The sequence below is a fragment of the Sphingopyxis sp. EU05-FHT14B03 genome, assembly GCF_058790875.1.
Window position 1 is genome coordinate 434,323 of sequence record NZ_JBYTDC010000002.1, and the last position, 26,592, is coordinate 460,914.

36 protein-coding genes are annotated in these 26,592 nt (G+C 63.5%); 12 read left to right on the top strand and 24 right to left on the bottom strand.

What is annotated here, in order from left to right; genetic code table 11:
• The first annotated feature begins 78 nt into the window (after positions 1-78).
• The 6 genes from AC3WS4_RS11155 (at position 79) to AC3WS4_RS11180 (ending at position 2,716) form a co-directional block, all read left to right on the top strand.
• The gene (locus AC3WS4_RS11155; RefSeq protein WP_492738737.1) at positions 79-405 is read left to right on the top strand and encodes a hypothetical protein; all 327 of its coding nucleotides are present in this window, start codon (positions 79-81) and stop codon (positions 403-405) included.
• On the top strand, positions 402-794 hold the full coding sequence (locus AC3WS4_RS11160) for a hypothetical protein (protein ID WP_492738735.1): 393 nt from the start codon (positions 402-404) through the stop codon (positions 792-794). Before AC3WS4_RS11155 ends, AC3WS4_RS11160 begins: the two co-directional genes overlap by 4 nt.
• A gap of 241 nt (positions 795-1,035) precedes the next feature.
• Entirely contained in the window at positions 1,036-1,269 is a 234-nt protein-coding gene (locus AC3WS4_RS11165; RefSeq protein WP_492738733.1) for a hypothetical protein, read from the top strand.
• A gap of 104 nt (positions 1,270-1,373) precedes the next feature.
• Positions 1,374-1,679 carry a hypothetical protein gene (locus tag AC3WS4_RS11170; RefSeq protein ID WP_492742783.1) on the top strand — a complete coding sequence of 102 codons (306 nt, stop codon included), beginning with the start codon at positions 1,374-1,376 and terminating at the stop codon, positions 1,677-1,679.
• Positions 1,676-1,870 carry a hypothetical protein gene (locus AC3WS4_RS11175; RefSeq protein WP_492738729.1) on the top strand — a complete coding sequence of 65 codons (195 nt, stop codon included), beginning with the start codon at positions 1,676-1,678 and terminating at the stop codon, positions 1,868-1,870. Before AC3WS4_RS11170 ends, AC3WS4_RS11175 begins: the two co-directional genes overlap by 4 nt.
• Positions 1,871-2,452: 582 nt before the next feature.
• Positions 2,453-2,716, top strand: a complete 264-nt coding sequence (locus tag AC3WS4_RS11180; RefSeq protein WP_492742785.1) for a hypothetical protein — start codon at positions 2,453-2,455, stop codon at positions 2,714-2,716.
• A gap of 33 nt (positions 2,717-2,749) precedes the next feature.
• Here the strand turns inward: AC3WS4_RS11180 and AC3WS4_RS11185 are convergent, their stop codons facing one another.
• The 16 genes from AC3WS4_RS11185 to AC3WS4_RS11260 form a co-directional block, all read right to left on the bottom strand.
• Positions 2,750-2,983, bottom strand: coding sequence for a hypothetical protein (locus AC3WS4_RS11185; protein WP_492738724.1), 234 nt, complete (start codon positions 2,981-2,983; stop codon positions 2,750-2,752).
• Positions 2,980-3,120 carry a hypothetical protein gene (locus AC3WS4_RS11190; protein WP_492738722.1) on the bottom strand — a complete coding sequence of 47 codons (141 nt, stop codon included), beginning with the start codon at positions 3,118-3,120 and terminating at the stop codon, positions 2,980-2,982. Before AC3WS4_RS11190 ends, AC3WS4_RS11185 begins: the two co-directional genes overlap by 4 nt.
• Positions 3,117-3,656, bottom strand: a complete 540-nt coding sequence (locus tag AC3WS4_RS11195) for a type II toxin-antitoxin system VapC family toxin (RefSeq protein WP_492738720.1) — start codon at positions 3,654-3,656, stop codon at positions 3,117-3,119. Before AC3WS4_RS11195 ends, AC3WS4_RS11190 begins: the two co-directional genes overlap by 4 nt.
• Positions 3,646-4,539, bottom strand: coding sequence for a hypothetical protein (locus tag AC3WS4_RS11200; RefSeq protein WP_492742786.1), 894 nt, complete (start codon positions 4,537-4,539; stop codon positions 3,646-3,648). The genes AC3WS4_RS11195 and AC3WS4_RS11200 overlap by 11 nt, the downstream gene beginning before the upstream one ends.
• Before the next feature lie 31 nt (positions 4,540-4,570).
• Positions 4,571-4,807, bottom strand: a complete 237-nt coding sequence (locus AC3WS4_RS11205; RefSeq protein WP_492742890.1) for an HGGxSTG domain-containing protein — start codon at positions 4,805-4,807, stop codon at positions 4,571-4,573.
• On the bottom strand, positions 4,695-5,546 hold the full coding sequence (locus AC3WS4_RS11210) for a hypothetical protein (RefSeq protein ID WP_492742788.1): 852 nt from the start codon (positions 5,544-5,546) through the stop codon (positions 4,695-4,697). The genes AC3WS4_RS11205 and AC3WS4_RS11210 overlap by 113 nt, the downstream gene beginning before the upstream one ends.
• A 2-nt stretch (positions 5,547-5,548) precedes the next feature.
• Entirely contained in the window at positions 5,549-5,686 is a 138-nt protein-coding gene (locus AC3WS4_RS11215; RefSeq protein WP_492738714.1) for a hypothetical protein, read from the bottom strand.
• Positions 5,674-6,003 carry a hypothetical protein gene (locus AC3WS4_RS11220; protein WP_492738712.1) on the bottom strand — a complete coding sequence of 110 codons (330 nt, stop codon included), beginning with the start codon at positions 6,001-6,003 and terminating at the stop codon, positions 5,674-5,676. Before AC3WS4_RS11220 ends, AC3WS4_RS11215 begins: the two co-directional genes overlap by 13 nt.
• 164 nt (positions 6,004-6,167) lie before the next feature.
• On the bottom strand, positions 6,168-7,712 hold the full coding sequence (locus AC3WS4_RS11225) for a YfjI family protein (RefSeq protein WP_492738710.1): 1,545 nt from the start codon (positions 7,710-7,712) through the stop codon (positions 6,168-6,170).
• Positions 7,699-8,262 carry a hypothetical protein gene (locus AC3WS4_RS11230; protein WP_492738707.1) on the bottom strand — a complete coding sequence of 188 codons (564 nt, stop codon included), beginning with the start codon at positions 8,260-8,262 and terminating at the stop codon, positions 7,699-7,701. The genes AC3WS4_RS11225 and AC3WS4_RS11230 overlap by 14 nt, the downstream gene beginning before the upstream one ends.
• Positions 8,259-8,594, bottom strand: a complete 336-nt coding sequence (locus AC3WS4_RS11235; protein ID WP_492738703.1) for a hypothetical protein — start codon at positions 8,592-8,594, stop codon at positions 8,259-8,261. Before AC3WS4_RS11235 ends, AC3WS4_RS11230 begins: the two co-directional genes overlap by 4 nt.
• Positions 8,591-8,740: a hypothetical protein gene (locus AC3WS4_RS11240; RefSeq protein ID WP_492738701.1), complete on the bottom strand. Its 150-nt coding sequence runs from the start codon at positions 8,738-8,740 to the stop codon at positions 8,591-8,593. Before AC3WS4_RS11240 ends, AC3WS4_RS11235 begins: the two co-directional genes overlap by 4 nt.
• Positions 8,741-8,828: 88 nt before the next feature.
• Positions 8,829-9,029, bottom strand: a complete 201-nt coding sequence (locus AC3WS4_RS11245; RefSeq protein WP_492738699.1) for a helix-turn-helix transcriptional regulator — start codon at positions 9,027-9,029, stop codon at positions 8,829-8,831.
• Between the two features lie 116 nt (positions 9,030-9,145).
• A complete protein-coding gene (locus AC3WS4_RS11250) occupies positions 9,146-9,826 on the bottom strand; it encodes a hypothetical protein (RefSeq protein ID WP_492738697.1) in 681 nt (226 codons plus the stop codon).
• A gap of 76 nt (positions 9,827-9,902) precedes the next feature.
• Positions 9,903-11,159: a tyrosine-type recombinase/integrase gene (locus AC3WS4_RS11255; protein WP_492738696.1), complete on the bottom strand. Its 1,257-nt coding sequence runs from the start codon at positions 11,157-11,159 to the stop codon at positions 9,903-9,905.
• Positions 11,160-11,598: 439 nt separating this feature from the next.
• On the bottom strand, positions 11,599-12,453 hold the full coding sequence (locus AC3WS4_RS11260; protein ID WP_492738694.1) for a class I SAM-dependent methyltransferase: 855 nt from the start codon (positions 12,451-12,453) through the stop codon (positions 11,599-11,601).
• 147 nt (positions 12,454-12,600) lie between these two features.
• Between AC3WS4_RS11260 and AC3WS4_RS11265 the strand changes: the two genes are divergently transcribed.
• From AC3WS4_RS11265 to AC3WS4_RS11280, 4 genes are all read left to right on the top strand, one after another.
• A complete protein-coding gene (locus tag AC3WS4_RS11265; protein WP_492738691.1) occupies positions 12,601-13,572 on the top strand; it encodes a glucokinase in 972 nt (323 codons plus the stop codon).
• A 76-nt stretch (positions 13,573-13,648) separates the two neighbouring features.
• Positions 13,649-14,593, top strand: a complete 945-nt coding sequence (locus AC3WS4_RS11270; protein ID WP_492738689.1) for a DUF808 domain-containing protein — start codon at positions 13,649-13,651, stop codon at positions 14,591-14,593.
• A 145-nt stretch (positions 14,594-14,738) separates the two neighbouring features.
• Positions 14,739-16,055, top strand: a complete 1,317-nt coding sequence (aptA, locus tag AC3WS4_RS11275) for an omega-aminotransferase AptA (protein WP_492738687.1) — start codon at positions 14,739-14,741, stop codon at positions 16,053-16,055.
• A gap of 28 nt (positions 16,056-16,083) precedes the next feature.
• On the top strand, positions 16,084-16,473 hold the full coding sequence (locus tag AC3WS4_RS11280; RefSeq protein ID WP_492738683.1) for a hypothetical protein: 390 nt from the start codon (positions 16,084-16,086) through the stop codon (positions 16,471-16,473).
• A gap of 17 nt (positions 16,474-16,490) precedes the next feature.
• Here the strand turns inward: AC3WS4_RS11280 and AC3WS4_RS11285 are convergent, their stop codons facing one another.
• Positions 16,491-17,726, bottom strand: a complete 1,236-nt coding sequence (locus AC3WS4_RS11285; protein ID WP_492738681.1) for an ATP-binding protein — start codon at positions 17,724-17,726, stop codon at positions 16,491-16,493.
• A gap of 131 nt (positions 17,727-17,857) precedes the next feature.
• On the opposite strand from AC3WS4_RS11285, the gene AC3WS4_RS11290 reads away from it, so the two are divergent.
• Both AC3WS4_RS11290 and AC3WS4_RS11295 read left to right on the top strand, forming a co-directional pair.
• Complete coding sequence (locus AC3WS4_RS11290; protein WP_443028039.1) at positions 17,858-18,301, top strand: hypothetical protein; 444 nt, start codon at positions 17,858-17,860, stop codon at positions 18,299-18,301.
• A gap of 61 nt (positions 18,302-18,362) precedes the next feature.
• Complete coding sequence (locus tag AC3WS4_RS11295) at positions 18,363-19,364, top strand: fumarylacetoacetate hydrolase family protein (RefSeq protein ID WP_056347949.1); 1,002 nt, start codon at positions 18,363-18,365, stop codon at positions 19,362-19,364.
• Between the two features lie 41 nt (positions 19,365-19,405).
• Here the strand turns inward: AC3WS4_RS11295 and AC3WS4_RS11300 are convergent, their stop codons facing one another.
• The 7 genes from AC3WS4_RS11300 to AC3WS4_RS11330 form a co-directional block, all read right to left on the bottom strand.
• The gene (locus AC3WS4_RS11300) at positions 19,406-20,374 is read right to left on the bottom strand and encodes a type II secretion system F family protein (protein WP_056348529.1); all 969 of its coding nucleotides are present in this window, start codon (positions 20,372-20,374) and stop codon (positions 19,406-19,408) included.
• Between the two features lie 69 nt (positions 20,375-20,443).
• A complete protein-coding gene (locus AC3WS4_RS11305) occupies positions 20,444-21,412 on the bottom strand; it encodes a type II secretion system F family protein (RefSeq protein WP_056347947.1) in 969 nt (322 codons plus the stop codon).
• Positions 21,413-21,478: 66 nt separating this feature from the next.
• Complete coding sequence (locus AC3WS4_RS11310) at positions 21,479-22,756, bottom strand: CpaE/TadZ family protein (protein ID WP_492738678.1); 1,278 nt, start codon at positions 22,754-22,756, stop codon at positions 21,479-21,481.
• Positions 22,753-23,397: a CpaD family pilus assembly protein gene (locus AC3WS4_RS11315; RefSeq protein WP_492738676.1), complete on the bottom strand. Its 645-nt coding sequence runs from the start codon at positions 23,395-23,397 to the stop codon at positions 22,753-22,755. Before AC3WS4_RS11315 ends, AC3WS4_RS11310 begins: the two co-directional genes overlap by 4 nt.
• A gap of 25 nt (positions 23,398-23,422) precedes the next feature.
• Positions 23,423-24,979 carry a type II and III secretion system protein family protein gene (locus AC3WS4_RS11320; protein WP_056347940.1) on the bottom strand — a complete coding sequence of 519 codons (1,557 nt, stop codon included), beginning with the start codon at positions 24,977-24,979 and terminating at the stop codon, positions 23,423-23,425.
• A 1-nt stretch (position 24,980) separates the two neighbouring features.
• The gene (gene cpaB / locus AC3WS4_RS11325; protein ID WP_187140687.1) at positions 24,981-26,021 is read right to left on the bottom strand and encodes a Flp pilus assembly protein CpaB; all 1,041 of its coding nucleotides are present in this window, start codon (positions 26,019-26,021) and stop codon (positions 24,981-24,983) included.
• Positions 26,022-26,069: 48 nt separating this feature from the next.
• Positions 26,070-26,558 (bottom strand): A24 family peptidase, encoded by a 489-nt coding sequence (locus tag AC3WS4_RS11330; protein ID WP_492738673.1) that lies wholly within the window; start codon positions 26,556-26,558, stop codon positions 26,070-26,072.
• Between the last annotated feature and the right edge of the window lie 34 nt (positions 26,559-26,592).

A 26,592-nucleotide genomic window follows, 5' to 3' on the forward strand; every position in this document is an offset into this window, starting at 1 on the left:
AAGCCAAGGCGCGCCGAGGGCGGGACGGCAATCCCAGCCCCGGCGCTAATCGCAACCCTATTCGACAGGGAAACGACTATGACCACTGATAGCACCACCGCGCCCAACGGCGCCACCGCGTTTACCGCGAACACCGACAATCCCGCCCCGCTCAACCTTGAGTGCATCACGGGCGACCTCAGCACGGTTCGCGTTTTCGCCGAATGTCTGGAGCACTTCATCAACGACCTGAGGGCCACCGTGAATGCGGGCGGTCACCCGGACAGCGTTTTTCGTGAAATCAACTCCATTGATACGATGGCGTTCGAGATCAAGCGCCGCATCGAGCAAATGCGGACCGGCCTTGATGAATTTATCGACGCCGCCCCCGCCGCGCACCTGTGGGCCGAAAGGAAACCCGCATGAGCGCCGCTGTCGTGAAGCTGCCGACCGCAGCGCCGCGCAAGGTCAACAATCACCGCTGGAAAGAGCAGCGGGCCGCAGGAAGGGCGCTCAAGGACCACTATGGGGAGTGGTTCGATTATGCGTTGCCCTTCGAGCGCGCCAAGATGGCCGAGGTCGAAAAGATGGCCGACTACATGCTCTCCAACAGGTTGGAAGGTGAGCGCGCCGTCGTCTACGCAATCCTCCACGCGCTCGACGCGGACACCCAGCTAAAGGCGCTGGCAACCGCAGTCGGGCGCGGCAGCGACGCGGCGGCACTTGCCCACCTCGCGTGCGCCACGCCTGAGCAGCGGTACTGGCTGCGCCGCGCGATCGATCGCAAGACGGCCCCGAAAGGGGGTGAGGCGTGAGGGCGCGGCATAAGGGCGACGCCGCCCCCATGACGCTCGCGGGCACCGTCGTGGCCCTTGGCGTGTCGTGGTTCACCGTCCAAATGGTGGACCTTGCTTTCGCGGTGTTCCAGTGAGCGCGGCAGCAGGGCATCGGGGGGCTGAAAGGCTCCCCGCCCACATCGCCCTAGCGCTCATTCCGTCGTTGCCCCGTCCCGCGCTTGAGCGGCTGGTACAACGCCTAATCGACGGACTGGACGACATGGACGCCGACACGGACCTTGAGCCGAATGGCGACGAGCTGGACGGGGGCAACGGCGAGGACGATTTCGGCGTGGTCAGCAACTGGCTTCTCGGGCCGGGCTGTCCGATCGCTGACCCTGACGAGCGCGACTGCACCGACTTGCCCATGGTGACGCATGACGGCGAGGACCAAACGGTAATCATTCTGCCCGCGCCGAGGGGGATCGAGCCTTACCGCTTCCGTGTCAGCTAAACCGCAGCATATTGCGGTGGTTTCGGGCGGGGGTTTCGGCTCCCGCCCTTTCGGCATCCCAACCCTTGGCCTACAGTGCCCGCAGAACGAAGGAACGCACTACCATGCATCGAACAGCAGCAGACGTGACCCACGGCATCGACCCGGCTCTATTCGCCGGAATGGACGCAAAGCAGAAAGAGGCCGTCGCCAAGCTCATGGCTCGGATATCAGAGCGGTCATACCGGCGGGGCTTCCAGCAGGGCGCGCACGTCGCCACCGCCCGTCCCACCGACTTGCCGCCCGACCTGCACGGATGGCGGTACGGCAAATCTACCGACGAAAGCCCATGGGCCGACAGCAACCGCATCGAGCCGTCAACCGACCGGCTGCTTACCGAGAACGACGGGTTGCGGGGGATGCTTCGATGAACGAACATTTGCAGAAGATCATCGACGATGCGGCTGGGTTGAACAAGCGGGCTGCGGCAGGGATGAGAGACGCGGCGAACCAGAGGCGCGGAGACTCCCTTACCGAGCCAGACCGCCACCACGCCGCCGTGCTGTGGCAACAGGCGCAGGAATTGGACGCCGAGGCCGACAAGATCGACCCACCCGAGTAAGGCGCGAGCGCAGAAGCATTAGGGCGGCAGGGGATGACCTTGCCGCCCTTTTCTGTCATCCTCCTCGCACCACAACAAGGGGTGCTTGGGGATGGCTCGGTTTCAGGTTCGATATTCAGCAGCGGCAATCGCGTTCGCGGCGTTCTTTTGCGGTACAGGCAGCGCAGAGGCCGCGTGCCAGTGCAGTTGCGTCAACGGCAAGGCGACGGCTCTCTGCACTAGCTCCATAGACATACGCCCGATTTGCGCACCGCGCATTTGCCCAATCGCCCCGCCAGCGGTGACGCCCATCTCCCCGCCTTCCACCCCCCCCATCGGCACCAAAACTTGCCGCATGATGCAGGTTCTCAACCCGACAACCGGTCTATACGAGTGGCGCAACATATGTCGCTGACACTAGCCCTTGCTCTAGCAGTAGCGCCGCCGCTGCCGTCATTCGAGTTTGGCGGACTGCGAGCTAGCGAGCTTATCGCAGCAGACAGGCCCGAGCTGACGCGGTGCGTAGGCCCGCCAGCCAAGCTATCCTGCAATCTCACCCGCCCGTCATTTGCCGACGTTCCGATCCTGTATAGCAATGTCGTGATGCACGATGGCCTCCTTTATGGCCTGTTCATCGGCGGAGACGCGAACCTCTACAGTCAGGCAGTCGAGGCCCTGAAAGTCAAATACGGTAAGCCAGACTCAACCGATTTAGTCCCTACGACACCCGGTGGACAGCAGTTCACCCGAGCAGCTACATGGCGGTTCGCGGACGGATTCTTGAACATTCAAAAAACCGATGGCGAGCGCCAATTCCTCCTAGTCTTTGGGTCGAACCGAAAGACGGTGCCGGTCGTGGATTTTTAGGGCTGGAGATTGGCGATTGTATACTTTCCAAACTCAGTCGCTGAGGAAGCCTCGCGCGATCCATCGCCCGACGAAATAGGCAGCAACCCCGATGGCGGCAAATAAGATGCCAACCAGCACGTTGTCGAAGGCCGTGCTGTCAACAAAACCTCGGGCTTTGTCGTCCATATATGTATACGCCCAGACACCAGCATAGACTAAGCAGAAGGCCTCATAGAGCAATAACGCGAACAGCCATATGCGGGCGATGCCCAGCTTCCAATTCATTCGGGCCTCTCGGGTTTCGGCTTCGCCTTCACGACCTTCTTTAGCCGCTCATCCCAACGGGCCGCGTCCTCGTCCGCCTCTAGCTCGCGGACGGCCTGTTTGAACTTTTCGAGTTGGGGTTGCTTGTCGTCCGTCATATTCCTTCGAGCCTACCTTGTGGCGATTCTGGCGAGACAATTTTGAGATCATATTTACCGCATAGTTTCGTGTTTCCGCTGATCTCATAAAGCTTCAGCAGGGGGACCTTGCTCCCCTTCTTATCATTGTCGCGCGTATGAAACTCGTCCACGCCGTTTATCGTTGCGGTGGCAAGATGGAGGCAGTCGCCTAGGTCCATCATCTTGTAGCTGCCATCTTGGGACAGCGGCGAATAATAATAGTCTCGTATCTCTCTCGCCCGCAAGATCGTGTTCGCGTTTAATTCAATCTCGTGAAAACGAACGCCATCAAAGAGCGACAGATAATCCTCCTCGTCGGACGCGCTCTTTTCAGACAGCTTTCGAGGCAACACTTCGAGGTGAGCAATCACAGAGGTGACGATTAGGTTCTCCTCTCTTTCGTTGGCGTCGAGAATGTCCTGCAACCCGACCCGCTTTTGGGGGGTGACGTCTTCTCCTCCCAACCACTCGTAAAAGAGGCAGGAATCCCAATAATAGGTCGCCTTAGATGCCATCCAACATTGGACCCCATTCGGTGGCGGCGCGATCTTGTCCGGCAAACACTCCCCGCAACTCCCTCATTGCCTTCCGCCGCTTCGGCATCTCATCTATATTGGCCGCATCGACTCTATACGGGAAAGGGCTTTCTTCGCCATAATGCAATTGGCCTGTTACCCGAACCACCTTGAACAAGTGCTTCCCCATCTTTTCCCGCAATTCAGCAGAAAACGTGCATACGATGCGGCGGGCGCCCACTGGCGGCACGATAACAAATTCGTTTTCGCCTTCTAGATCGTCTACCTTCTTCAACTCGCCAACCACGGAACCTTGAGCCACCCCTACCCGCCAACGGCTTGGGGCTTCTTCTCTGGCGCGTTTCCGCGCGATCTTTCTGGCGTTCTCCAGGTAGTCTTCGTCGAATCGAACCGGCGCCGCGTGGCCATTGATCCAGAAAGAGTGATACGCCGTTTCGTTCTCTTTCAGCGCCAGTCTCGCAAGGTCGTAGGCGATCTCGCTACTGACTTTTTGATCTGGTTCGATGCCGTTCCCGACCGCCCCAATTTGCTGCAAACTCCAATCGAGCGTCGGGAAAGGGTCATAGGCCTTCGTTCTCGGAACCGGCTTTAAAGACAGTGTTGTGGGATTGAATTTGTCGGCACCGACAATCTCAAAATCCGTCTGCCTAACGCCGGAATCGATGTAGGCTCGCTCTAGCTTATTCAAAACTAAAATGAGGCCACGTGCCTTTGCGAGGAATGCGTGCGCAAGGACATTGCCCCGATGCCCGGCGTGGCCATCAAGGTAAATCGTGAAACTGCCTTTTTCCTCGTTTTCTGCCATTTCTCGCGCCTTCGGACCAGAGGTTACAGGCCGCGAGTCGCCGGGTAAAGCGGTCATTTTCCGCGCCGATGGAGTTAAGGCGCGTCGCTCAAGTCCAGCGCTCCATTGCCCGCGCTTCCTCGACCAGACTTCGATAGCGTTCCATCCGTTCCCGATGCTCGCGGGTGTGCAGGCCGGACTTGAGCGCGTTGCTATTGCCCGAAGGCGCCCCGCTACCCTTGCCGCAACCGTGCATCCTGCACCGCTTCCGCCCCCGTACCGCAGGCGATTGGCACGCCGTGCCCCTGCGCGTTGTAGCTAAGCATCGCGGCGCCTGCGCCAGTATTTCCGGTTGCATGGGCTTGATCCGATCTTTTTGCATTCATACCCCCTGTATGGACGTTATCCGCGACGATGGCTTGGCCGCCTTCATAGACGTTGACGTGCTTGACGGTTTGGACACCGCCGCGCTGGAGCTTCGCGTATGAGTCCGTCAGCACGGCGAAGGTCCGCGATAGCTTGTTCGCCTGATTGGAGTACTTCTCGTAGGCGTCCATGAATTCAGCCCTCTTGGCGGCGCCTAGGGCAGTCATGGCCGCGTCGTGGATCAGCGCCAATTGCGTGGCCATTGCCGATTGCTGCTCATTCTCGGGATTGCAGCCGGCAACAAAGGCGAGGGCAGCGCTCATCTTTTGCCCCACGTCATCGCCCGCCTTCGCGAAATGCGCCTGAATCTCGGTTATCCGCGTCATTACGATATCGTCGGAGGACGTGGCAAAGGTTTCGTAGATGCGGATCGCGTGACTTGCTTGGTGCTGTTCGGGCGGGCTGATCTGGACTGCATCGCCGTTTTTCACAGACGCCACCTTGGCGCGGGTAGGGCGCTCGCGACTGCGAATTGAGTGCTGCACCAGTTCGTCGCGCTGCGTTTGTTTCAATTCGGACCATTCCGGAATGCGCTTACTCAGAGCCTCCGCGACCTCGGCAGGGTCTCCGCTATCGATCACAAAGCCTGTCGCCGCGCCGCTGTTCGGCTTGTCTGCTTTCGCCTTGCCGCCGCGCTTTGGTTTCGGTTGCTCGGTCATCATCATATCCAATCATCAAGGGAGGTATCGCGGGGGTGCTGGTGCAGCCAGTCGGGCAACCAGCCGTCGCCATCGTCAAAGTCAGGATCGAGCAGCGCTTCGCCATGATCGGGCGGAAGGTCGGGCATCACATCGTCCATGGCAGCACCGCATCGCTCGGGGCGGGTTCGGGGTAGTGCCAGCGCCGGGAGGTGCCAGCAGCCTGCACCGCATAGGGTAGCGTCCGCTCGCCCCGTATCTCGGTCAGCAGGTAACAGGCGCGCCCATGGTCATCGCGGCGCCCGCCGATCCACGCGGCGAGGCATTGCCAACTCTCATCCCGAGACACCCCGAACAGATCGACCGCAGACCAGCCCTGTTGCATCGCGTCGGCGGCGATGCCGTGTTCCGCGATCCAGACCGAATCGGCGACGAAACCGGGCCAGAGGCGGGCAGGGAGCAGGCGAGGGACGCGCATCCGCTTTAGCCGCTCGATACCGGCGCACACATCATCAGGGAGCGAAAAGGACCCATCGGAGGAACCAGCAAAACCTACGAAACCGGGTTTTGTAGGTTCTGCAGGTTGGTCAGGTGGCGCGTTTTCGGCAACCCGCGCCTTGAGCCGGTCGAGATAGCCCATGGTCACAGGCCCTTCGGATTGGCGATGTAGCGCGTCGTCGGGCGACCACCTCGCATCCCCGGCTGGACATCTACCGAGCGCAGCCAGCCGTGATCTTCCAGCAGGGACAGGGCCGATTTGACCTTTTCGACGTCCTCGCCCAGCGGGGTCCAATTCTTGAGCGTTACCTCACGCGCGGTAAATTCGCGGTCGAGACGCCCGCCCCGCAATCCTCGCAAGATGGCGTTGGCCCCATCGACGTCACAGGCGGCGCCTGCCTGATAGACCCGGTGCGCGTGGCTCTCCAGATATTCGGCCCATGCCAGAGCCGCGATGACCGAATCTTCGCTGACAGGGCCGGTGCCGAACCCGGCGAGGTGATGGATGAGAGCAAGCGACGGTACCAGCTTGCGGTACTTGGCAAGATGGGATTCCAGCGCGGGGTGAAGCTCGCCCGAGCGCAGCCGCGTTTCGTGCGTCTGGCGCCATTCCCGGAATAGCCCGAACCCTTGTTCATCGAACCGGAGATAGGCCCCGCCCTTGTCGAACTGGTCGGAGGCCGCGCCGATCCTGTCAGGCGTGAGGTCGTCGAGATGATCGAAGGCGTCATAGGCGTGCTGGCGGTAGGTGCTGTTTGCTTCCCGATCATGCTCGACCCAAGAGGACGACATATCGGGCCAGACCATCATGCCGAAGCGTTGGAGCAGGCCGTCATCGGATCCAGTCCCCGACATGATCTTGCGAACATAGCCTTGGATCATCCCCGGCTGCGTCGAGCCGAGGACCGATATTGTCACCGAGGGGATAGCGAGGTTCGCGCCGCGCCCGATGCGGTCGAATACATAGCTGTCAGCCCCATTCCATCCGGTGAGATAGAAACCCCGCGCCTCCGCGTTGTCCTCGCGGTCGAGCGATCGGAGCAGCGACATAAGTTCGTCGCGGTGGACCAGCAGGCCGTTAGGATTGTGGCGCAGCAGCTCGCCAAGCGCCTGATAGGAGCTATCCACCGCCTTGTATCGGCGCAGGCTCGGTTCTTCCTCTGGCGGCGCGCGGAGGTGCGACACATCGGCGGCGGGGTTTTCCTTGAGGAGCTTCCTCATCTGATCCTTGCGCGCCCCGCCCCGCAACTCCCGTTCGTCGGCCTCAGCGTCCCAAAGCTTCTTGTCCGTCTGGAAGGCATCGCCCGCCAGCGCTTCTAGGCGGGACAGGGGCTTGAGCGCGTTCTTGACGGCGGGCGACTTCATCACGCCAGGACGACCGATGATGCAGGACCACAGGTTAGGCACTTCCTGCCAATCGTCATTGCGCATGGGGCGAATACCGACCTTGCGCCCGATCACGGACCCCGCCGCGACCATGGCCGAGACGCCGATAAAGTCGGGCGGTGTCTGCATCCGCTCGGCAACGTCATCCACCCATGAGCGGAAGGCGGCGGGCAGCAGGGCGCTATCGAAGGCATGGACCGGCAGCAGACCGCCGGGGAGGGCCTTTGGTTCGGGCCAAGTATTCAGGGGGACAACCTTGGGGTCGTCGGTGCCGATTTCGTCGGCGAGGTTACGCGGCGGCATGGGTGAATTCCTTGGTGCAGGAGATAGGGGGAACCTTGCGCGGCTCAGCGAGGCGCTTGCGAAGGCGGGCAGCGAGGAGAGGGGAGTCGCAGACCAGTTCGTGCTGGTCGCGGAGCGGGGCCACCTCGTAGTCAGGCAGGCCCCAATCCAAGATGCAGCAGGCGTCACCGCCCGCAGCGATCCACGCCAGCGGCGTTCCGACCACAAGCAGCTTGTCACCGGGCCAGACGCTGCGCTCCATCAGGTCGGCGCCGAGGATGGAGCCGCAGCCGATCCGCCACCACCAGCGCGCAGGCTGAGCAGAGCGGAAGGCCACAATGTCTATGGCCTCGCCATGTTCAATGACGGGAACCACCAGTGCGGGCCTGCCTTCGGGATCAGGCCACCACCGCCCCGCGTCGTCCACGTCGATGCGCTCCACCCCAAAGGGCAATTGCCGATGGCCGAGGGAGGCCACCGCAGCAGGGGTGACCCCGAGCGAACGGATATGGTCGATATGGGATTGACGAACATTGGCGAGGGAGCGGTCGAGGTCGGCTTGCAGGTTCATCGCGAAGCCTCCCACGAAATGCGGGCATCTAGGAGGGCCAGCCATTGCTCTTGCGGTCCGGTGATGAACCGCCGTTCGCGCATGTTGTGGAGAAAGGACGACTCCTTGCGGCTGAGCTTACCAGCCCCCGTTACGAGACAGAGCCACGCGGTGCGCTGGTGCGGCAACAGCCCCGACGCAGCAGCCTTGGCCCTCACGACGTTGCGCGTGCCCTCTACACCCGCCTCCAGTCGCTCCAGCGCGGCGGCACAGGCAGCGACTTCACCGGGGAAGGTGGACGACGCGGCCCGAGCCTTGATCGCCCGCTTCTTGCGCTCGATAGCGTCGATCATGCCGACACCTCCCGGCATCCTTCACGACGACGGCGCTCGCGGTGCCGAAAAGCCTTGATGTCGTCGATGATCCTCTCGCCCCACACTTGAAGGCGGCGCGCTTCCGCGCTGTCGAGATCGAGCCAGCCGCTTTCCAGCTTCGGCATCTTCGGAACCGCTACCGTCCTGTCGGCAGCGTGGTCTTTCCCGTTGTGGAGGCGGTGGGAATCGCCGCCATTGTGCCCCGCCACAGGGTTAAGCCTCTTCACTCGTCGAGCAGACCAGCCGCTCGCTCACATAGGCCTCAAGATCGGAGCGGCGATAACGCACGGCGCGACCTAGCTTCGCATATCGCGGGCCGGTGCCAAACGTTCGCATCTTTTCAAGGGTGTTCTTCGCGAGGCCCATGTAGGTAGCCGCGCCGTCAGTGTCGAAAATCTCAGATACGGTAGTCATTGTCCGCTCCTGCTACTGGCCGGGATGGCCTTGGGTGGCAGGAGCAAAGTCGGGGAAATTCGGCAGATTTGCGCGGGGCTACCCCCAGAAACCCGAAGGAACTAGGTTCCTTGGGGCTAGGCCTTTATTGGCTGTCCGTGATCGTCGAACATCGGCTGGCCGTCTGCGCCGTGCTTCAGTCCCGAAAGCTGTTTCATCTTATCGAACGCCTTGCTGACGCCGGTATCGGAGGGTATCGCAAGATCGAGGGACGAGGCATAATCAGCGATTTGGCTGTAAACCTGCGCCTTCTTCATGCCTTTGTGGACAAGGCCCGCATGGTGCTGGAGAACAACCGCGATTGCGGCAAAGTTTGCCCACTTCTCCGAGTCCAGCGTCGCGCCGCCCTTGTCCTTGGTTGCGTCGTCAAACACCACCGGGGGGCTGCGCGGGACAGGGGCTTCCTCTATATCGAAATATTCGATTATCTCGGCCTTGTCGAATGAAAGCCCGGTGAGCCGCACACTGCGGTATCCAGTTTCATACGACCTGTTCGAAAAATAATCGTTATTCAGGTCGAAAGCGCCGTCATCCCCGCTGCCCTTCCAGACTTCCTTGGGAACGATCCAGTCGTCTTTGACCTCTTTGGGCGTCCAATGACCGGCAGTGCGCCTTTCTATGACCGCTTCAATCGCCCGAGCTTTGACTTTGCCGAGCCTCAGCGCCTGCCTAATTTTGAATTCGGCAGGGTGAACGCCTGCCCCTATCAACAGTGCGTGCGCTTTCGGCGCCTTGATCCATTCAATCTCGTCACTCATCATCGCCTCCGCTGGCGATCCGCTATAAAATGACGACGCGGCAGGCTGTGCGGATGACAGCCGTTCGGGAGCTACCCTAGCCGCGTCGCCTGTCCGCGCTCACCGAGGCGAGCGGAACGACCTTGTTGTCCTCTTGCAGAAGCGTGGCGACGTGCCCGCCCCACGTTAGTAACGCTTCCCGCTTTTCGTCGGCGAAGGCGTACCGCTGATAGGTGCCAGCAACCCCGGCCTTGCGGCGGTTTTGGATTGCTTCGATCCAGTCGGACGGGATGCGGAGACGTTGCAGGCCCGTTGCAACCGAGCGCCGCAGATCATGGAAGCGCCAAGCGGTGACCGCCGCCTCGTCATCTTCAACAAGATCGGTGACTTGTTCGTCTAGCTTGCGCTTGGCCTTGGAATAGCCCGAGACGCGCGACTTGCCGCCGTCAGTAGTCAGGACGTAGCCTTTGCGCGGCCACGTCTCGCCGCCAGCGAGCGCGTCCAATTCAGCGACAACTTGCGGTGACAGGGGAACAAGATGCTCCCGGTTATTTTTCGCCCTGGCACTAGGCAGCAGCCATTCGGCGCGGTCGCGGTCAAGTTCCTGCCATTCGAGCGCGGCAACCTCGTCCCGGCGCTGTCCGGTCAGCAGCAGGAGGCGCACCAGCGCGCAGAAGGCGCGGGGCAGTTCCTCGCTCGCTATCCAGACTAGGCGCAGCTCATTATCGGAAAGCACGCGGTCACGACTGGCGACCGGCTTAGGCGCCTCGACACCCTCTAGCGGGTTGCGGTCAATCTCACCCCGGCCTTGTGCCCACCGAAACACGCGATGGGCAACGGCATAGACGTTGCGGCGCATGGCCTGCCCGCCCTTGAGGTCGTCGAGCAGCGCGACAATCTCTTGGCCGGTGATCGACGGGAGTGAGCGCTTGCCCAGCTTGGGACGAAGGTGCAGGCGCAGCGCGTCCTTTGCGAACCCGCCCGACTTCGCCCAACGCTTAGGCAGTTCCAGTGTCTCAAATCGATCGGCAACGGCATCAAAGGTTAGGTCCGTTGCCTCGCGCACGCGCTGGCGCTTATCGTCGGCGGGGTCTTTCCCCTGATCGACCAGCGCGAGCAGCCGCTTTGCTTCTTTCTCAGCAGCGTCAGGCGTCCAAGTCCCATGCGCGCCAATGGTGTACCGCTTGGTTTTCGTGCCAGCGCCGCCGAGCCGGTATTGCAGGATATAGACGCGCTTGCCTGCCGGGGTGATCTTGACCCCGAAGCCCTTGACCTCTGTGTCCCACAGGAAATCATTGCGGGAGCCTGCCCGCATCGCGTCAACCGCGCGCTTTGTGATCTTTCCTGTAGCCACTTCGCTGCCCGCCCATGTTGGCAATCATCTGGCAATCATTCTAGCGCCAGCACCAGCAAACGCAAGGAAAGAACAGGAAAGGAACGGGCACGAATTACCTAGGCCGATGGAAGCGGAGGGGTGGGTGGGGGAAGCTCGGTCAAACCTAGACCATAAAACTACGAATCTGAGGGTCGGACGTTCGAATCGTTCCGGGTGCGCCATTTCTTTCATCGCAGATATGAAAGCGGCTTGGTGCCGCTTCGGCAGCTTGGCCGCGAGGCCCGATGCAAGTGGATGAATACCCCGGGCAGTACGTCCGAAACGTCTCGCGGTTGCTGATCACGGGGCCTGTATACCCCCCAGGCAGACGTCCGTGGTCGCTCCCGTGATCGTTCCCTATCATAGCGCGATTCGCCGCCGACGGACAGCGTTGTCGTCTCTCCGTTCGTCGCGCTTTTTAACTATTTTTCGCGGTCACGATCCACGCGGCGCCGTTGATAAGTACCGATGATTCGCCGGGTTGCCGGGCGAAGGTTGCGCGCACCGCATCACCGGCTTTTGCCCGGATATCATCGGGTTGATCGGCGAGTGCGCGCGACAGCGGTCCGACCGCCGACGCCAGCAGCACGGCATCGTCGATCGCCGCCGCGCGCGTCGCGCCATGGCCATAGGGAATGACCGTATCGAACGGGGCGATTGCGATGTCCGCAAACCCCGCGGCCGCGAGGATGTCCTCGATTCGCGCGCGGTCGGCGAAGGCGAATGGGCCGGGGGCCAGTGGATCGGTCACAGGCGGCGTAACCAGATCGCGGATCGCCGTCATCGGCAGGCGCACCCAGTCGTTCTCCGCCGGTGTGCGCCAGCAGGCGAAAGCCAACCGCCCACCGGGTTTCAGGGCGCCCCGCATGTGGTCGAAGGCCGCGACCGGATCGTCGAAGAACATCACCCCGAAGCGCGAAAACAGCAGGTCGGCCGCCGCCGGTTCCCACGCCGCGGTGGCGGCATCGGCGAGCCGGAATGCGACCGGCGCATCGGCGGGGGCATCGGCGCTGGCGCGGGCGATCAGCTGCGGAGAAATATCGACGCCGAGTACATGGCCTTCGGATCCCGTCCGCGCCGCCAGGGCGAAGCTCGTCGCGCCCGCGCCGCATCCGATGTCGAGGATATGGTCGCCGGATGCGACATCGGCGGCGGCGATTGCGGCATCGCCGAACGCCGCGAGCATCAGGTCGAGTCGCTGTTGGTGGAGGACCCAGTTGTCGCCGCTTGCGCCGGTCCATTCATGCGTACGGGATGGTGCGGCGCTGCTCATGACGATGCTCCTTATTGCGATCTATTCGCAAGTATCGGATATCCGTCGCCGGGACAAGTCCTGCGCATAGCTATGCCCTGTTGCCAGCCGCCGGGTCATGCGACAGTCTTGCGGCCAGATTATCGCGGGATGCCGTCAGGGAGAGATATGAGCGAGTCCATCGTCACGGTCGATATCGGCGGCACCCACGCGCGCTTCGCGATCGCCGAGATTGCGGATGGCCGTGTCCTGTCGCTCGGTGAAGCGACGACCTTGCACACCAAGGACCATGCCAGCTTCCAGACTGCGTGGGAGGATTTCGGCCGCCAGCAGGGCGGAGTCCTGCCGCGCGGCGTCGCGATCGCGATCGCCGGGCCGACGCGCGGTGAGGTGATCCGCTTCACCAACAACCCGTGGATTATCCGCCCCGCGCTGATTGGCGAAAAGCTCAACGTCGACCGCTATGTGCTGGTCAATGATTTCGAGGCGGTCGGCCATGCCGTGGCGCAGGCCGATAGCGGCTATTTCGAGACGCTCTGCGGCCCCGAAACGCCGCTTCCCGAAACCGGCACGATCAGCGTCATCGGACCCGGCACGGGTCTCGGCGTCGCGCACATCTGGCGTGATGGCACCGATTATCGTGTCCAGGCGACCGAGGGCGGCCATATCGACTTCGCGCCGCTCGACAGCATCGAGGACGCGATCCTCGCGCGGCTGCGCAAACGCCATCGCCGCGTATCGATCGAACGCATCGTCTCGGGACCCGGCATCGTCGACATTTACGAGACGCTCGCAGCGATGGAGGGGCGCGCGGTGACCCCGCTCGACGACCGCACGATCTGGACCAACGGCACCAGCGGCACCGACAGCCTCGCCGCTGCCGCGATCGACCGCTTCTGCCTGTCGCTCGGCAGCGTTTCGGGCGACCTCGCGCTCGCGCAGGGCGCGAGCGGCGTGGTGATCGCGGGTGGCCTCGGCCTCCGGATCAAGGACAGCCTGATCAAATCGGGCTTCCCCGAACGGTTCGTCGAAAAGGGCCGGTTCGAGGGTTTTATGGCCGCCTTGCCGGTGAAGCTGATCACCCACCCACAGCCCGGATTGTTCGGCGCGGCGGCCGCCTTTGCGCGCCAGCATCTCTGACGCGGCGCAACATCCCCTTTCGCATGGCGCTCCGGCTCGATAGAGCGGGGGAAACTGCCACGGGGATCAAGCTTATATGCCTTCAGGACTTTTCGCGCTGCTCGACGATGTGGCGACCATCGCCAAGGTGGCGGCGGCGAGTATCGATGATATCGGCGCGGCGGCCTCGAAAGCGGGGGTGAAGGCCGCCGGGGTGGTGATCGACGACACCGCGGTGACGCCGCGCTATCTGACCGGTTTCACCCCCAACCGCGAACTGCCGATCATCTGGCGGATCGCCAAGGGGTCGATCAAGAACAAGCTGATCTTCATCCTGCCGGTGCTCTTGCTGCTGTCGGCGCTCGCGCAATGGGCGATCACTCCTATCCTGATGGTCGGCGGTGCCTATCTCTGCTTCGAGGGCGCAGAGAAGGTCTGGCACAGCCTGACCGCCAAGGATCATCCGCTCGAGGAAGATGTCGCGCTGGTCGCCGACAAGAATCACGAGGAAGAAATGGTGTCGGGGGCGATCCGCACCGATTTCATCCTGTCGGGCGAAATCATGGTGATCGCGCTCAATGAAGTGCTGACCGAGCCGCTCGGTATGCGCGCCGCGACGCTCGCGGTCGTCGCGATCGTCATCACGATTGCGGTGTACGGCGTCGTCGGGCTGATCGTGAAGATGGACGATATCGGGCTGCATATGAGCAAGGGTGGCACCGGTGCCGGCCGCGCGATTGGGCGCGGGCTGGTCACGGCGATGCCGAAGCTGCTCGCGGCGCTGGCGACGATCGGCACCGCGGCGATGCTGTGGGTAGGCGGCCAGATCGTGCTGCACGGGCTGCACGACCTGCATCTGGCCAACCTGTCCGAACCGCTCGAGCATTTTGCGGAGGCTGTCGGCGGCGGCTTGCCGGTCGCAGGCCTGTGGGAATGGCTGATCAATGCCGGCGGCGCGGGCATCTTTGGCCTGTTGCTTGGTGGGCTGATCGTCGGTGCGCTCCATCTGCTGCCGGGGCGCAAGAAGGCGGCGGCGCATTAGGTTGTAACAATCGCGCCGAAAGTCGTCATTGCGAGGAGCGTAGCGACGCGGCAATCTCCAGCTATCGACCTGGAGCACGGACGATAGCTGGAGATTGCTTCGCTTCGCTCGCAATGACGATGCCCTTTCTGCCAAGGAGGCGACAATGCACCGCGAAAACGATCCCCTCGCAGCCTTCTGGATGCCCTTCACCGCGAACAAGGCGTATAAAACCAACCCGCGCCAGCTCGTCTCGGCAAGCGGTATGTTCTACCGCAGCGCTGACGGCCGCGATATCCTCGACGGCACCGCGGGGCTATGGTGCTGCAACGCCGGCCATTGCCGGCCCGAGATCGCCGAGGCGATCGCGCAAACCGCGCGGACGCTCGATTTCGCGCCGACCTTTCAGCTTGGCCACCCGCTCGTCTTCGAACTCGCCAGCCGCGTCGCGTCGCTGATGCCTGACGGTCTCGACCGCATATTCTTCACCAACAGCGGCAGCGAATCGGTTGATACGGCGCTGAAAATTGCGCTCGCGGTGCAGCGTGCGCGCGGGCAGGGGAGCCGGACGCGGCTGATCGGGCGCGAGCGCGGCTATCATGGCACCGGCTTTGGCGGGATCAGCGTCGGCGGCATCGGCAACAACCGTCGCGCCTTCGGCCCCGGCCTGCCCGGCGCCGACCATATCCGTCACACCCACGGCGTTCCCGGCAACGCCTTCGCGCGCGGCTTCCCGCCGCAGGGCGCCGAACTCGCCGACGACCTGCAGCGCCTCGTCGACCTCCACGGCGCCGAAACGATCGCGGCGGTGATCGTCGAGCCGATGGCGGGTTCGACCGGGGTGCTGATCCCGCCAGTCGGCTATCTGCAGCGCCTCCGCGAAATCTGCGACCGCCACGGCATATTGCTGATCTTCGACGAGGTGATCACCGCCTTCGGCCGCGTCGGCGCCGCCACCGCGGCCGAGGCGTGGGGCGTCACCCCCGACATCCTGACCATGGCCAAGGGGCTGACCAACGCCGCGGTCCCGATGGGCGCGGTCGCGGTGAAGCGCGACCTTCACGACGCCGTGATCGACAGCGTCCCGGGCGGGATCGAGCTGTTCCACGGTTACACCTATTCGGGCCATCCGCTCGCCAGCGCGGCGGGGCTGGCGACGCTTGACCTCTACGCCCGCGACGGCCTGTTCGACCGCGCCGCCGACCTCGCCGCTTATTGGGACGAGGCTGCCCACAGCCTGAAGGGTCGGCGGCATGTCATCGACATTCGCACCATCGGCCTCGTCGCCGGTATCGAACTCGAACCCCGCCCCGGCGTACCGACCGCGCGCGCGACCGAGCTGTTCCATACCTGCTTCGACAACGGCCTGCTCGTCCGCGCCACCGGTGACATCATAGCGCTGTCGCCGCCGCTGATCGTCGAGAAGAGCCAGATCGACGCGATGTTCGGGAAGCTCGGGGATTTGCTCGAAACCATCGGTTGAAACCGACTCTTGACCCGGGATTGAACCCATGTGGAAATATATCGCCGCGTTGATGGGGATGATTTTGACCGCGACGCCGGCACACGCGTGCCGCGCGCCCAAATATCCGTTCGATCCGGCGCAGGCGCGTTCGGATGTCATCCTGATCGGGCGCGTCATCGATGTCAGCATGGATGGCGCGATCCAGGGGAAATGGTTCGGCGTCCGGGTCGAGGCCGTGGTCGCCGGAGAGTTTTCAGAACCCGTCTATCGGACCGGCTGGGCGACAGGCAACGGAACCTGCGGTCCGACCGGACCCGACGTCGAAGAAGGCGATCAGGTTGCGGTCTATTTCCGATACGTCGATGGGCAACGCATCGAACAGGGATGGACCAGGATAGCGCCGGCAAACGGGATTGTCAGACCTTCAAGCCGATAGCGTTCGTCGAAATCTGCTCAGCTTTCACGCATCAACGGAAACGCCACCGACACCCGCGTGCCTTTTCCGACTTCGCTTTCGATATCGAGCTGCCCCTGATGGCGTTCGCTGATATGCTTGACGATCGCCAGGCCCAGGCCGGTGCCACCGACCGAGCGGCTGCGTGCCTCGTCGACGCGATAGAAACGCTCGGTCAGGCGGGGGAGGTGGTCGGCGGCGATACCTTCGCCCTCGTCGCGTACCGCCAGCCGCGCGCGCTGGCCTTCGCGGATCAGTTCGACCGTCACCGGGGTGTCGGCGCGCCCATATTTCATCGCGTTCGAAATGATATTGTGTGCCAACTGCCCAAGTTGCGCCTCGTCGCCGAGCATCGGCAGCGGCATATCGTCGAAGACCGCGACGATATCGCGGGCGCGCGGCCTTTCGCTGTCGCGCAGCTGGGCGATCGTCGTGCGCACGATCGCGGTCAGATCGACCGGGGTGGTGGGGCGCCGGAACCGGTCGGCCTCGACCCGCGAGATCGACAGCAGGTCGATGACGAGTTGCTGCATCCGCCGCGCCTCGCGTTCGATGATCGACAGGAAGCGGTGGCGGGTCGCGGTGTCGGCGTCGCCGTTCATGTCCTGTAGCGTCTCGACATAGCCGAGGATCGCGGCGAGCGGCGTGCGCAGTTCGTGGCTTGCGTTGGCGACGAAGTCCGACCGCATCCGGTCGGCGGCGTCGATCGCGGCGCGGTCGGCTAGGAAGATGATCTTCTGCCCCCCCGACAGCGCCGCGATGCGCATCGTCCAGCGCTGGCCCGGCCGCGGGAAATCGACGAGGTTGATCGGTTCCGGCGTCGCGGGCCCGTCGATCCCCGACAGCCATTCGGTCGCTGCGGGGTGGCGGATCGCGGTGCGCACGTCGGCGCCGACGATATGGCGGCCGAGTAACCGGATAGCGGCGTCGTTGGCGAGGGTGACGATATTGTCATCGCAGCCGAGCAGGGGCTCCTTTTCCTGGTCGGCCCACAGCGCGAAATCGGGATGGCGGAGCAGCGACACCGGCAGCGGGGCGGGGGACGGCGTTGTGTCGGCGCGGCTCTCGGCCATCACGGGGCTGGGCAGCGCCGAATAGACGAGCGCGGCGGCGGCGGCGCCCGCAGCGGCCAGTATCGCTATCGCCAATGCGTCGCCGCCGGCCAGCGCGGCAAGGATGACCGCGATGGCGACCAGGGTCAGCGCCACGACGAGGCTGGAGAGGCGGTCGAACATCGGCGCTCGGCCTCGCACGAAGCGGGGGCGCGGCGCAAGCGGCTTTGCAGCCATTAACGCCTTGTCGCCAAATGTCCCGAAACGGGAAGTGGCGGCGCACAAGCGGTCTTTTGCTTTTCCCCGCGTCGTCCATGGTTTATGCGCCGATCATGGAACAGCAGGATCAGCCGAATGGCGCGGGGGCGCCCAATTCCGATGAAGCCATGGAAGCCGTTCCGTCGCGGCGCCGGATGCTCGCGCTCGGCGCGGTCGGCGTGTCGGCGGCACTGACGATACGTCCCGCCTTTGCTCAGACCGCGGTATCGGTGATGAATTGCCAGATCCCGGTGCCCGACGTGTCGGGTGCGGGCAAATATATCGACGGCAGGGGCAATCTGGTCGCCGCGGGCACCAAGGGGGCGTTTCCCGGCTCGCCGCGGCCGTTCACCGGCGAAGAGGTGAAGCGCGCCTTTCGCGGCCAGACGCTGCCGGGCACGACCTCCAGCCAGTCGCAGGCCTATCTGGAATATATCCGGCGCTTGCGGGCGGGGCAGAGCGGGTTTACCTGTTTCGCCTCGATCACGATGCAACGCTGATCATCGCTTCCTTGGTTGGCGATGACGGTTCCCCCCGCATCGCCAGACAAAGGAAATCCGCTTGAAACTAGCCTCGCTGAAGAAGGGTCGCGACGGGCGGCTGGTCGTCGTTTCGGACGATCTCGCCTGGTATGCCGACGCTGGCCAGATCGTCCCGACGATGCAGGCGGCGCTCGACAATTGGGCTTATGCGGCCCCCCGCCTCGCAGCGCTGGCCGAGGATCTCAATCATGATGCGATCCCCAAGGATCGGTTTCATGAGCGCGATGCGGCATCGCCGCTGCCACGCGCCTATCAATGGGCCGACGGCAGCGCCTATGTGAACCACGTCGCGCTGGTGCGCCGGGCGCGCGGCGCCGAAATGCCCGACAGCTTCTGGCACGATCCGCTGATGTATCAGGGCGGCAGCGACGCCTTTCTCGCGCCGCGCGACCCGATCCCGCTCGGCGATCCCGCGTGGGGCTGCGACATGGAGGCCGAGGTCGTCGTGGTCACCGGCGACGTGCCCGCCGGTACCGACGCGGTCGCGGCGCGCGGCCATATCCTGCTCGTCGGGCTGACCAACGACGTGTCGCTGCGCGGGCTGATTCCGGCCGAACTCGGCAAGGGCTTCGGTTTCTTCCAGTCGAAACCCTCGAGCGCGATGTCGCCGGTGTTCGTCACCCCCGACGCGCTTGGCGAGCGGTTCCGCGATGGCAAGCTTCACGGCACCCTGTGCGTTGACCTCAACGGCCAGCCGCTCGGCCGTGCCGATGCCGGGGTCGACATGACTTTCGATTTTGGTGCGCTGATCGCGCATGCGGCGAAGACCCGCGACCTTGGCGCGGGTACGATCATCGGCTCGGGCACGGTGTCGAACCGCGATGCCGATGGCGGACCGGGCAAACCGATCGCGCAGGGCGGATTGGGCTATTGCTGCCTCGCCGAGGTGCGCACGGTCGAAACGATTCTGGAGGGCGAAGCGAAGACGCCTTTCATGCAGAAGGGCGATACGGTCCGCATCTGGATGGACGACGATCGCCACCACAGCATTTTCGGTGCAATCGAGCAGCAGGTCGGCTGATCTGGAGCAATTACCCCTCCCGCGCGGCGGGAGGGGCTTTGTCACATTCCGCTGAGCGCGTCCTTGAGCGAACAGGCGGCCGGGCCCAGGATCACGATGAACAGGCACGGCAGGATGAACAGGATCAGCGGCACCGTCATGATCGCGGGCAGGCGAGCGGCCTTTTCCTCGGCGCGCATCATGCGCTCGTTGCGGAATTCGGCCGACAGCACGCGCAGCGCCGAGGCGAGCGGCGTGCCGTATTTCTCGGTCTGGATCATGGTCGTGACCACGCCCTTCACCGAATCGAGATTGACGCGATAGGCAAGGTTCTCGAACGCTTGGCGGCGTTCGGTCAGGAAGCCGAGCTCGATTGAGGTCAGCGCGAACTCTTCGCCCAGTTCGGGATAGGCGCGGCCCAGTTCCTTGGACACGCGGCTGAAAGCGGAGTCGACGGTCAAACCCGCTTCGGCGCAGATGACGAGAAGGTCCAGCGCGTCGGGCAGGCCCTTGCGGATCGCATCGGTGCGCTTCGACCGCTTGTTCTCTACGAACAGGTCAGGGGCCTTGTAACCCAACAACAACGCCGCCATCGTCGCCCCCGACCGCTTGAACGGGGTCAGGTCGGGCCACATGTCGACGCCATAGATCAGGAAAGCGACGACGCCGCCGAACACGATCGGCAGGATCAGGCGCCCAAAGATGACCGCGACCGCGAGATCCTTTGACCGAATACCCGCCTGCGCCAGCTTCTGCTGCACATCCTTGATCTGGTCTTCCTGCAGCACCTGAAGCTTGCCGAGGAAGGTGCGCATCTTATCAGCGGTCTGGTTCTTGCGGACAAGCTTCGCGCGGCGCTTCGCCGTCGATGCGGTGATACCGGCCTTGAGCTGTTCGCGGCGGTCGTTCAGCGCCTTGACACGCTTCGCCATCGGATCGCGCACGGTCAGCGCGCCATAAAGCGCGATCAGTACTGCGCCGACGCCGACCGCAGCGAGCGTGGTCGCGACCCAGATGACATCGACGCCCATGATGGTCGGGCCGCTGGTCGAACCGGTGAAGGAGGCGAGGAGCAGGGTGATGTTCATTCGTCGCGCCCCTTAGATTTCAAAGCTGATCATGCGCGACATGATGAAGGCGCCGAGGCTCATCCATACCAGTCCGCCGAGTCCAGTGATGATCAGCCTTTCTTCGACGAAGAAGCCATGAAGATATTCGGGGTTCATCGAATAGACGATACCGAAGACGAAGAAGGGCAGCGCGCCGACGATATAGGCCGACGCCTTGGCTTCCGACGACATCGCGCGAATCTTCAGCTTCATCTGCGCGCGCTTGCGGAGCACGTCGGAAAGGTTCGCGAGCGTTTCGGCGAGGTTGCCGCCCGTTTCGCGCTGAATTGCGATCGTGATGCAGAAGAACTGGAATTCCGGCGTGCCGAGCATCTCGGCCGATTCCTGCAAAGCCGCTTCCATCGTATTGCCGATGCGGATGCGTTCGACGACGCCCTTGAACTCTTCGCCGACCGGGCCGGGCAATTCCTGGCTAACGACCTGGAAGGTCTCGGTCACGGGAAGGCCCGATTTCAAGCCACGGACGAGCAGGTCGATCGCGTCGGGGAAACGCGTGTTGAACTTGGCGACGCGCTTCTTGATCAGCCGGTTGACCACGAAATAGGGCAAGCCGAGCGCGGCGATCACACCAATCAGGGCGGCTAGCGGGAACGGGCTGCGGATCAGCAGCAGCAAGCCCGCAACGACCACGAACAGGGCCATCGACGCCATCATATACTGGCTGACGGTCCAGGTCTTTCCGGTCCGGCGGAGCCGTTTTTCCATCTCTTCGCGACGCGGCATGAAGCTGGACAGGCTCTGACTGCCCCTGTTGCTTCCGGACTGGATCGTTTTGCGCATTTGCGCTGCGACCACCGCTTCGGTCGACGCGGCGTGGCGGTCCTTGACCATCGCCAGCCGTCGAGTTTTCGCCTTGCCCATCGAGGGGCCGCTGAACAGGACGAGCATGGTGAAGGCCAGAAAGGCGCCACCGATGATAAGGATGACTGACAGGTCCATAGTCGGTTTTCGTCCGCTTCTCGTCCCAAGGCCGGCTGGCGACCGGTCACCCGGCCGCCATCGTCCTTATTTCGTGCCCTTTTTGGCCATCATGCCGCCGATCCCACCAAGCTTGCCGAGCAGCGAGGCGCCCGACTTGCCTTTGGCGGACGGTGCCACGGCCTCATCAGCCTCGGTGTCCGCGCCATCGAGGATAAGCCGCATCAACTGGTTCCACACCGCGCTGGCCTTGGTGCCCTTGCAAATCTCGGCGTAGGATTTGCCAAGCTTTGCTGACTGGCTGACCAATTTGGGGTCGAACGGAATCACGATGTCGATCTGGCGTTCGATCGACGATTCGAACTCCTTGCGCGACAGCTCGCCGATTGCGGTCTGGAACTTGTTGGCGACCAGGATGACGCGGGCACCCGGTACGTTTTGCTTGAACCAAGACAGGATCCGGATCGTGTCGCGCGCCGAGGCGAGCGTCACGTCGGCGACCAGCAGGATCGTTCCGACTTCCGACACAAGGTGCGGGAAGGGGATCAACACGTGGCGCGGGATGTCGACGATCGTCATCTCGAATGCGTTGCGCAATTCTTCTTCCAGCTGGAAAAAGGCCGAACCGTCGGTCATCACGGGCTGGTGGATCGGTGCCTCGGCCGACAGCAGGCTGAGCTTGTCCGATGCCCGCACCATCGCGCGTTCGATGAACAGGCCGTCGATGCGGCTCGGATTGTCGATCGCGTCGATCAGCCCACGGCCCGGTTCGAGGTCGAGGGTCAGCGCGCCGGTCCCGAAATGGATGTCGAGGTCGAGCAACGCCGTCTGGCGACCGGCCTGTTCGCTCATCGCCCAAGCGAGCGATGTCGATACGAGCGAGGCGCCGACGCCGCCGCGAACGCCAACTACCGCCATCATGTGATGCGGCTTGTCGTCCATCATGTCGGCATGCTTCGGTGCGGACAGTATCGCCTGTGCCATCGTCAGCGATTCGCGGACTTGGTCGAGTGACAGCGGCTTGAGCAGATAGTCCTGGATTCCGCTCGACAGCAGGTCGCGATACAGGCGCACGTCGTTCACTTGGCCGGCAGCGATCACCACCGTACCGGGCTCGCAGACTTCGGCCAGCGCGTTGATGTCGTTGATCGGATCGCCCGATTCGGACATGTCGACGAACAGGATGTTCGGGCTCGCCGAGACCGACAGCGACTGGACCGCGTTGCGCAGGCCGCCCTTGTTGCACTTCTCGATAGGCCAGCCCATGTCGTTGGCGGCCGCGCGGATCAACTCCAGCGTATCATCATCGCACACGAAGGCGTTGAAGGGTTCGCGCAAGCCGGCAATTTTAAATGGCGCGTTCACTGGTTGCCTCCCCCGCTGGTTGACGTCTGTTTGAGTTCGCCGGCGCCCGTGGGCGGCCTCTCGCGGTAGGTCTTGATCGCGCGCGTCGCCGACGCGGGATCCTGACGGTCGCTGCTGGCGCCCTTGATCAGGTCGTTCGGATCGGCGACCATCGCGGCGAGATTGCTGTTCGTCGCGCAACCATAGTTGGACGAGGTCGCATTGTTGAAATTGATCGACGACTTGCTCGACCAATCGGGGCATCCTGGGACTGAAGCGGTCGCACGGGTGACGACGACACGCAGGCTGCCGGGCGCCACCGTGCCGGTGGTGACCGGAACGGCGTTGCTGAGCAGCATGCCGCGGCGTTCGATCATCGCGCGGATCGACGCCTGGGCCACGCTTGCGCCATAGGGCGAAGGATCCTCGATCGAAATGCGATCACCATAACGCACCCCCATCGCGTCGAGCCAGCCTTGCAGGCGTCCCTGTTCGCTCGGCGGCAATTCGCCGCCGCTGGTTGCGACATCGAATTGATAAATGCTGTTGCGGACGATCGGCTGATGGACCGAATCGAGACCCGTATTGGAATGGGCGCCGCCCGTGCAGCCGGCGAGCGTCGCGGCTATTGCGAGGGTCGTCCAAGTTGCGATCTTGTTCATAATCTTGCTCCTGAAAACCAGCGCGTCACTTGATGCTGAAGCCCGGCGACACATCGGCCCCGGCGCGCAGGCGATCGGCGTCGGCTGGCGAGGTGTCGAGGCGCGGCTTGGGGCGGTCGCCGCCGGTCACGCCGTTGCTCGTCTGGTTGATGAGCAGGCGCGCGGCATCGTTGGCATCCTGATAGGCGTCGGTGGGCAGCTTGATGTCGTTGGCCGAGACCGGCTGGACCAGATAGGGCGTCACGATGATGACCAGTTCGGTCTCGCCGCGGCGGAAGCTGTCCGATTTGAAGAGCATGCCGAGAAGCGGCATGTCGCCAAGCCCCGGCATCTTGTCGATGGCCCCGATCGAACGATTGTTCATCAGCCCGGCGATCATGAAGCTTTCGCCCGATCCCAGTTCGACGGTCGTCTCGGCGCGGCGGACGGTCAGTGCGGGAACCTGGAAGCCCTGCAGTTCGATCGCGCCTTCGGTCGACAGTTCCGACACTTCCGGGCGAACGCGCAGGCTGATCCGGCCGTTTGACAGCACCGTCGGCGTATAGGCCAGGCTGACGCCATATTTGCGATATTCGATCGTCGTGCCGGCGAAGTTGCCGGGAATCGGGACCGGGAATTCGCCGCCGGCAAGGAAGTCGGCGGTTTCACCCGAAATCGCGGTGAGGTTCGGCTGCGCCAGCGTCACGACCATGCCCGAACGTTCGCCCGCATCGAGCGAGGCGATCAGGTCGAGGCCGAACAGGCGACCCGCGCCGGCGAGGCTACGGATGCCGGCCGGATTGGAGATGCCGTAGGTCGTACCCTGATAAATCGTATCGATCGGCTGCCCCGTCACCGGGTTATACGGTCGCGGAACCGGGCTGCCTGGAAAAACTGCGGTCGGGGCTAGCGGATAGTTGATCTCGCCGGCGGACCGACCGCCGAACACGCCGCCGAGGAAACCGTTCCCCAACGGGCCGTCCTTGTCGCGGGTCAGCAGGTTGCCGCTGATTTCCTTGACCAGCGAGCGGTTCACCTCCGCGATGCGGACCTGCAGGTTGACCTGCAGCGGCGTCGCGGTGCGCAGACGCGAAAGGACCTTGGTCTGGTCGCCGACAAAGGCCTGGACCAGCCGCTCGGCCTCGGCGGCGTCGTCAGGCGACTGGACGGTGCCGGTGAGCAGCACAAAGCCGTTCATCGTGTTCGCCGAAATCGTCGCCTCGGGCATCGCCAGCGAAAGCATCTGGTCGATGGTCTCGATATTGTTGCCGACGCGCGCGACGGTCGAATAGACGACCCGGCCGCTGGCGTCGGTGGCATAGATGCTCGTTTCGCCCGGCTTCTTGCCGAAGATGTAGAGCTGGCGGCTCGAGCGGACCTGAACGTCGGCGACTTCGTCGTTGGCGACGAAAACGTCGGTCATCGCGGCGGGAAGACTGATCAGCCGGCCGCGTCCCACCGACAGGTCGACGCTGCTGCTGGCATTCTGGACCGCTTGTGCCAACGCCTGGTGGGCGGGGGCCGTTACCAGCGTGGCTGCCACCAGGCCGATGGCCAGGGTGCGGGCCAGCGCCGCTGCCTTGAACTTGGGTTTGCTGCTCATCTTACTTACCCCCAACCGGAACTTCGGTCACTTTTTCGCCGCGCGTCACCCGCACGATCGGACCGCGGGGTGCGGCCGGTGCTGCACCTCCATAATTCGAGTTCTGTCCGCCGCCGTAGTTGTTGTTCGGCTGCTGGCGTGGTGCCGACACGCGGCCGCTGACTGGGACCCAGAAGCGCGACACATCGCCGCCGGTGGTCGCCGAGCCACGACCCGAGGTCGGGCGTGCGGCGGCTTCGGCCATCATCTTCTTTTCGGCGGCGGTGCCGCCCTTGGTCGGCACGTTGATTTCGCCTGAAGCGATCGCGGCGTCGAGTTCGCCGGCGCTTTCGGCCAGCGGGCGCAGGGCGAGCGACAATTTGCCCATGTCCTGTGCAACGGCGATCTTTTCGGCGATCTCGGGCGTCGCTTCGAGCGTCACCGAGCCGAAGGTGCGAACCGGGGTCTTGCCCGTCTCATCCTCGGCGTCATAGCGCTGGTCGGTGGCGAGCACGCGGACGTTGCGCACGATCGTTTCGGCGGTGAACAGTTGGTCGTCGGGATAGGCGCTGCCTTCCTTGACCTTGATTTCCTGGGCCAGCACCACGTCGACGCGGTCGCCCGGGAAGACGAAGCCGGCGACGCCCTGTTCCTGGCTGACCTTGACGGTCACCGCGCGCATGCCCGGCCCAAGCGCCGCGGCGAGGAAGCCGCGATCGTCGGGATGGACGAGCGCGCCCTGGGTCAGCGGCTGGCCGGCGGTGATCGGATAGCGAACCACAGTGCCGACAAGGCCGTTCACGTCGGTCTTCTCTTTCAGGAAATAGGCCTTCTCGACCAGTTCCTTGGGCCAAGGCTGGAAACGGAAGCTGTCGGGGCCGATAATCGTCCCGACGGGCAGCTGGCGGGTTGCCACCAGAATCATCGGGCCCTGGACGTCCGGCGCCGCGGCGGCGCGCGCCTGCGGAGCCGCCGCGCCGCGCATCATCTGGTTGACCCCGAACGCCGCCCCGATCGCAATGACCAGCGCGCCGACGATCAGCATTATCTTTCGCGTATCCATGACGATTTTTCGCCTCCTAACACTCGCCAGACGCGGCGGTGCTTGCCCTCAACTCGATGCGATAGCCTGAAACTGGTTAAGATATTGTTGGTGAAGCGCCCAAAGGCCCGCAGCGGCGATCGCAACGCCATAGGGGACCTGCGGCTTGGCCTCCGGACGCTTGACGATCTGCCAGACGAGCATGGCGGCCGACACCGCCGCCCCGGACAGCGCCATCACCATCAGTGACGGCATCGTCAGCGGAACCGGCACCCACAGGAATACGGCAAAGACGTTTTTCACGTCGCCCCCACCCATGGCGTTGAACATGTACATCACCAGGAAAGCGGCGAAGATCGTGGCGGCAACCCCCACGAGAATCACGAGATCGGGCCACAGCGGCCATCCGGCGGCAAACCAGAAGGGAATGGCGAGGATGGCGATAAGACCATTGAGGCCGTTCGAAATCTCGCGCCAGCGCAGATCGCTGATCGCCGAGCAGATCATCAGGATCGCCGCGAGCAGCATCAGGATCAACTGAGGAACATGGCCGTTCATGCCCCGATCCCATAGAGGTCATGGCTTACCAAAT